Genomic DNA, 5,333 nt, shown 5'->3' on the forward strand with positions numbered 1-5,333 from the left:
AGGTGCGCGCGGACCGCGGCGAGCTGCGCCGCCGCCGTCGCCCGGCGACGGGTCCGACGCAACCGCCGCCGCCACGAGGGCGACGCGTACGGGGCGGGAGGGGACGTGACGGACCCGGTCATGCGGTCACCTCGCCCGGGTTCCGGATCGCGGCCAGCAGGGTGTCGACGGCGCGTGCCGTGCGCGCCTCGGCGCGCGGGTCGGCCAGCAACCGGTGGCGGTGGTAGAACCCGAGCATCACGGCGTAGAGGTCGGACGCGAACTGCTCGGCGTCGGCGTCGGGGCGGAACCGGCCGTCCGCGACACCGCCGCGCACGATGCGGGCGAGCGAGGCGTCGAGCTCCCGGTGGTGTTCCACGAGCCGGTCCCGGACCGGACCCGGCCGCTCGTCCAGCTCGGTGCTCGCCTTGACGAAGAGGCAGCCGCCCGGGCGGCGCTCACGCCCGCACGCGATCCAGGCCGCGACGAGCGCCCGCAGGCGCGGCTCTCCCCGGGGCTCCCGGAGCGCGGGCACGACGACGGCTCGCGCGAAGTCCGCCGCGGCGGCGTCGAGCACGGCGAGCTGCAGGGCCTGCTTGGAGCCGAAGTGCGCGTACATCCCGCTCTTGGACATCTCCACCTCGGTGGCGAGCGCCCCGATGGTCAAGCCCTCGAGCCCGACGCGGTAGGCGAGCGCGACCGCCTGCCGCAGGATGACGTCCCGTGTGTGCTCGCCCCGTCCCATCACGGCAAAATAGCACGACCGTTCGTTCTTTCCCATGGGCCGGAGCGGCCCTTCCGCCCCGGTGGGAGACTGGGGCGTGCTCCCCCGCCCCGCCCTCGTCGACCTGCCCGACGCCTCCGAGGCGGCGGACCTGCGCCTCGTCGCCCTCGACATGGACGGCACGCTGCTCGACGCCGACCACGAGGTCGACCCGTCCTTCTGGCCCGTCGCCGACGAGCTCGAGCGCCGCGGCGTCGTGCTCTGCGCCGCCAGCGGCCGCCAGCGGGCGACGCTGGAGGAGATGTTCGGCGCGCGGGCCGAGGGCATGGTGCTCATCGCCGAGAACGGCGCCGACGTCGTCCACCACGGCCGGCGCGTGAGCACGAGCGTGGTCTCCCGCGACGCCGTCGTGCGCGCGGTCGAGACGGTGCGCGGCCTGGCGCACGAGGGCGAGCCGGTCGGCACTGTCCTGTCGGGCGCGGGGTCGGCGTACGTCGAGCGGCACGACGACGCCTTCCTCGGCGCCGTCTCGCGCTACTACGCGCGCCTGGAGTGCGTGCCCGACCTGCTCGCCGTCGACGACGACGCGCTCAAGGTCGCCGTCCACCACGAGGTCGACGTCGCCGCGCGGACGCATCCCGCGCTCGCGCCGCTCGCCGCGGAGCACACCGTGGTGCTGTCCGGCGAGCACTGGGTCGACGTCATGGCGCGCGGCACCGACAAGGGGGTCGCGCTGCGACGGGCGCAGGAGGCGCTCGGCGTCACCGCGGCGCAGACGGCGGCCTTCGGCGACCACCTCAACGACCTCGAGCTGCTCGCCGCGGCGGGCATGTCCTTCGCGATGGCGAACGGCCACCCCGACGTCCGCGCCGCGGCGCGCTTCGTCGCGCCGCCGCACACGGAGAACGGTGTGACGCGGGTGCTGGCCGCCCTGCTCGACCTCGCCGGCTGACCCGCGCGGGTCACGCGTCCCGTCCCCCGGCCGCGCCGCTGCCCAGCCGGGGGAACGGACGCACCGAGAAGACCACCTCGACCGGCACCTCGAAGTACTCGGCGATGCGCAGCGCGAGGTGCAGGCTCGGGCTGTACTCGCCACGCTCGAGGTAGCCGATGGTCTGGTAGTGGACGCCGAGGGCGTCGGCCAGCTCGCGGCGAGAGACGCCGCGCTCCGCGCGCAGCATCGCGATCCGGTTGTGGACCGCCTCGCCCGAGGGCGCGGTGCGCTCAGCCAATCCGCTGCATCCGTTCCTGCCTGCGAGCCTCGACGGCCGAGCCCGACTCCCGGCGCGCCATCCTACGGAGCACGCGCGGGGCGAGCAGCAGGCCGACGGCGGTCCACACGCCCAGGACGCCCACGGCCTCCAGGACGCGCCACTCGCCTCCGAGCTCGAGCATCGTGGCGCCGTCGGGCAGGGTCGCCCAGCGCATCACGTGGCCCAGCCAGTACATCGGGAACACCTGGCCCACGGCCTGCATCCACGGGGCGAGCTGGGTGATGGGCACGAAGATCCCCGAGACGGCGCCCATCGCCAGGATCGGCAGCATGCCCCAGGTGCTCACCTGGCCCGCCTTGCGCGCGACGGATCCCACGACCATGCCGATCGGCAGCGTCGCCACCAGGCCCAGGAACAGCGCGGCCGCCAGCACGACCCAGCCGACGGCGCCGCGGTGGACGTCGACGCCGAGGAACAGGACGGACGGCACCAGGATGATCGTGAGCATCGGCAGGATGCCGAGCGCCTGGACGACGACCTGTCCCGTCACGTACCCGGCCATGCCGTTCGGGGCCGCCTTCGCGCGCAGGAGCGTCCCGTCCTCACGCTCGATGACGAGCGTGAACGCGGGCCCGAGCACACCGCCGAAGACGAGCATCGCGGCGAGCGCTCCGGGAAGCACGAGCGTCGGCATCGTCAGCGACGTCCCCGGCGCGACGGCGTCGCGGTTGAGCACGAGGTAGAGCAGCAGGCCGCCGCCCCAGCCGAGGTAGAACAGCAGGTCCTCGGGATTGCGCAGGCTGATCCGGAACTCCCTCAGGCCGCGCCGGGCCCCGACCCGGAGCGCGTGGCGCAGCGGGGACGCCGGCGTCACCGCCCGCCCGCTCGTCGCCGCGCTCATCGGACCGCTCCGTCGAAGCTCAGGGTCGTGCCAAACCCGCCGTGCTCGTGCTCGTGCTCGTGCACGAGCCGCACGTAGGCGTCCTCGAGGCTGGCGCGCCGGACCTCGAGGTCGGTGACGCCCTCGTGCTGGAGCAGCTCGCGGACGAACGCCGTGGCGTCGTCGGCCGCGTGGACGAAGCGCTCCCCGTCGCGCGACCACCGGACCTCGGCGCGGCTCGCGGTCTGGCGCGCGAGCGCGTCGGGGCTGCCGTCGGCGACGATGCGCCCACCGGCGAGGATGAGGATCCGGTCCGCGAGCTTCTCGGCCTCGGCGAGGTCGTGCGTGGTCAGCAGCACCGTGGTGTCCTCCAGGTCGACGAGCGCGTGGACCACCTCGTGGAAGTCGCGGCGCGCCTCGGGGTCGAAGCCGGCGGTGGGCTCGTCGAGGAAGAGCAGCTCCGGCCGGCCGACGATCCCGATGGCGACGTCGAGCCGGCGCCGCTGCCCGCCGGACAGCCGCATCAGCATCTGGTCCGCCGCGTCGGCGAGACCGACGGTGGCCAGCAGCTCGTCGACGTCGCGCGGCCGCGCGCGGTCCGGCGTGCCGTAGGGCCGGTAGTAGTCGCCGAGGTGGGCGAGCAGCTCGCGCACGCGCCACCGGCGGTGGTCCCGCCAGGACTGGAGCACGACGCCGATCCCCGCGCGCCAGCTCTCGGGTGCGGTCGCGGGGTCCTCGCCGAGCACGCGCACGTCCCCCGCCGAGCGCTCACGGAAGCCCTCGAGGATCTCGACCGTCGTCGTCTTGCCGGCGCCGTTGGGACCGAGGAGGGCGACCACCTCGCCGCGCCGGACACAGAGGTCGACCCCGTCGAGCACGTCCGTGGTCCCGTAGCGCATCCGCAGGCCGCTCACGGCGACCGCCTCGTCGTCCATCCGTCCCCCAGCCCATAGTGTGCCTCATGCTGTATGTAGCATGTGTACTACACCACACAGCACACCTCAACCCCCCACCTGCGCCGCGCGAGCGACCGACCTACGATCGCCGGGCACCGATCCGCCGGCCCGAGGGCCACCACCGTCGGGAGACACACCGTGCAGCAGCGCCGCATCGGCGACCGGTCCGTCAGCGCCATCGGCCTGGGCGGCATGCCCATGTCCATCGAGGGCCGGCCCGACGAGGCCCGGTCGATCGCCACGATCCACGCCGCGCTCGACGCGGGCGTGACGCTCATCGACACAGCGGACAGCTACCACCGCGACCCGACCGACGTCGGCCACAACGAGCTGCTCATCGCCAAGGCGCTGCGGCTCGCCGGCACGGGACCGGACGACGTCCTCGTCGCGACCAAGGGCGGCCACCGCCGCCCGGGCGACGGCTCCTGGTACGTCCAGGGCGACGCCGCCTACCTCAAGCAGGCGTGCGAGGCGTCCCTGCAGCGCCTCGACGTCGAGGCGATCGGCCTCTACCAGTTCCACCGGACCGACCCAGCCGTGCCGTACGAGGAGTCCGTCGGCGCGCTCCGCGACCTGCTCGACGAGGGCAAGATCCTCATGGCGGGCATCTCGAACGCGAGCCCGGACCAGATCCGGCTCGCGCAGGAGGTCCTCGGCGGGCGCCTGGTCTCCGTCCAGAACCAGTTCTCGCCGGCGTTCCGCAGCAGCGAGCCGGAGCTCGAGCTGTGCGCCGAGCTCGACATCGCCTTCCTGCCCTGGAGCCCGCTCGGGGGCATCAAGAACGCCGGTGACCTGGGCGGCAACCACGCGGCGTTCGCGCAGGTGGCCGCGGAGCGCGGCGTGAGCCCGCAGCAGGTCTGCCTCGCGTGGGAGCTGGCCAAGGCCGACGTCGTCGTCCCGATCCCCGGCGCGAGCCGCCCGGAGAGCATCACGGACTCGGTGCGCGCTGCCGAGCTGGAGCTCACGGCCGAGGAGCTGGCGCGGCTCGACGGCTGAGACGACCGGCTCAGGCCTCGAGCAGGATCGTCACCGGGCCGTCGTTGACCAGCTCCACCGCCATGTCGGCGCCGAACACGCCCGTGGCGACCTCGAGTCCGCTCTCGCGCAGGGCCGCCACGACCTGCGCGACGAGCGGCTCCGCCACGGGGCCCGGCGCGGCGGCGTGCCAGGTGGGCCGCCGGCCCTTGCGCGTGTCGCCGTAGAGCGTGAACTGGCTGACGACGAGCACCGGCGCCCCCGCGTCCACGGCCGAGCGCTCGTCGCGCAGGATGCGCAGCTCCGCGATCTTCCGGGCGATCCGCGCCACCTGCTCCGGCCCGTCGTCGTGCGTGACGCCGACCAGGACGGCCAGGCCCGGGCGGTCGATCGCGCCCACGACCTCGCCGGCGACGGTGACCGACGCGCGGGTCACGCGCTGCACGACGGCCCTCACCGGGCCACCCCGGCGAACGCGGTCCGGACCTCGCCCACGGGCGCCCCGTGCCCGAGCACAGGGGTGCGGCCGGCCGCCTCGAGCGCCGCGGGTACCTCCTGGCCCGCCGCCCGCAGCGCCAGCGCGACCGCGGCGACCAGCACCGCCG

The 5,333-nt window shown here is 74.7% G+C and carries 7 protein-coding genes; 2 read left to right on the top strand and 5 right to left on the bottom strand.

Annotated features, from left to right (window positions below):
- Window positions 1-118: 118 nt before the first annotated feature.
- Window positions 119-760: a TetR/AcrR family transcriptional regulator gene (locus tag IDM29_RS14495; protein WP_255500302.1), complete on the bottom strand. Its 642-nt coding sequence runs from the start codon at window positions 758-760 to the stop codon at window positions 119-121.
- Between the two features lie 40 nt (window positions 761-800).
- On the opposite strand from IDM29_RS14495, the gene IDM29_RS14500 reads away from it, so the two are divergent.
- Window positions 801-1,655 (top strand): Cof-type HAD-IIB family hydrolase, encoded by an 855-nt coding sequence (locus IDM29_RS14500; protein WP_255491659.1) that lies wholly within the window; start codon window positions 801-803, stop codon window positions 1,653-1,655.
- Between the two features lie 10 nt (window positions 1,656-1,665).
- Here the strand turns inward: IDM29_RS14500 and IDM29_RS14505 are convergent, their stop codons facing one another.
- Genes IDM29_RS14505 through IDM29_RS14515 form a run of 3 tightly spaced genes read right to left on the bottom strand, consistent with a single transcriptional unit; the run spans window position 1,666 to window position 3,732 of the window.
- Window positions 1,666-1,935, bottom strand: a complete 270-nt coding sequence (locus tag IDM29_RS14505) for a helix-turn-helix transcriptional regulator (RefSeq protein ID WP_255491660.1) — start codon at window positions 1,933-1,935, stop codon at window positions 1,666-1,668.
- A complete protein-coding gene (locus IDM29_RS14510; RefSeq protein ID WP_182112254.1) occupies window positions 1,928-2,818 on the bottom strand; it encodes an ABC transporter permease in 891 nt (296 codons plus the stop codon). The genes IDM29_RS14505 and IDM29_RS14510 overlap by 8 nt, the downstream gene beginning before the upstream one ends.
- A complete protein-coding gene (locus IDM29_RS14515) occupies window positions 2,815-3,732 on the bottom strand; it encodes an ABC transporter ATP-binding protein (RefSeq protein WP_182112255.1) in 918 nt (305 codons plus the stop codon). Before IDM29_RS14515 ends, IDM29_RS14510 begins: the two co-directional genes overlap by 4 nt.
- 159 nt (window positions 3,733-3,891) lie before the next feature.
- Between IDM29_RS14515 and IDM29_RS14520 the strand changes: the two genes are divergently transcribed.
- Complete coding sequence (locus IDM29_RS14520; RefSeq protein ID WP_182112256.1) at window positions 3,892-4,749, top strand: aldo/keto reductase; 858 nt, start codon at window positions 3,892-3,894, stop codon at window positions 4,747-4,749.
- A gap of 10 nt (window positions 4,750-4,759) precedes the next feature.
- Here IDM29_RS14520 and dtd read toward each other — a convergent pair whose 3' ends face one another.
- Window positions 4,760-5,185, bottom strand: coding sequence for a D-aminoacyl-tRNA deacylase (gene dtd / locus IDM29_RS14525; RefSeq protein WP_182112257.1), 426 nt, complete (start codon window positions 5,183-5,185; stop codon window positions 4,760-4,762).
- Window positions 5,186-5,333: the final 148 nt, after the last annotated feature.

It is taken from the genome of Actinotalea sp. JY-7885, assembly GCF_014525465.1.
GTDB lineage: Bacteria > Actinomycetota > Actinomycetes > Actinomycetales > Cellulomonadaceae > Actinotalea.

What these genes read in the sequence shown, in the direction of transcription:
- IDM29_RS14495 (WP_255500302.1), bottom strand. Translation starts at nt 760, where the DNA reads ATGGGAAAGAACGAACGGTCGTGCTATTTTGCCGTGATGGGACGGGGC.
- IDM29_RS14510 (WP_182112254.1), bottom strand. Translation starts at nt 2,818, where the DNA reads ATGAGCGCGGCGACGAGCGGGCGGGCGGTGACGCCGGCGTCCCCGCTG.
- IDM29_RS14515 (WP_182112255.1), bottom strand. Translation starts at nt 3,732, where the DNA reads ATGGACGACGAGGCGGTCGCCGTGAGCGGCCTGCGGATGCGCTACGGG.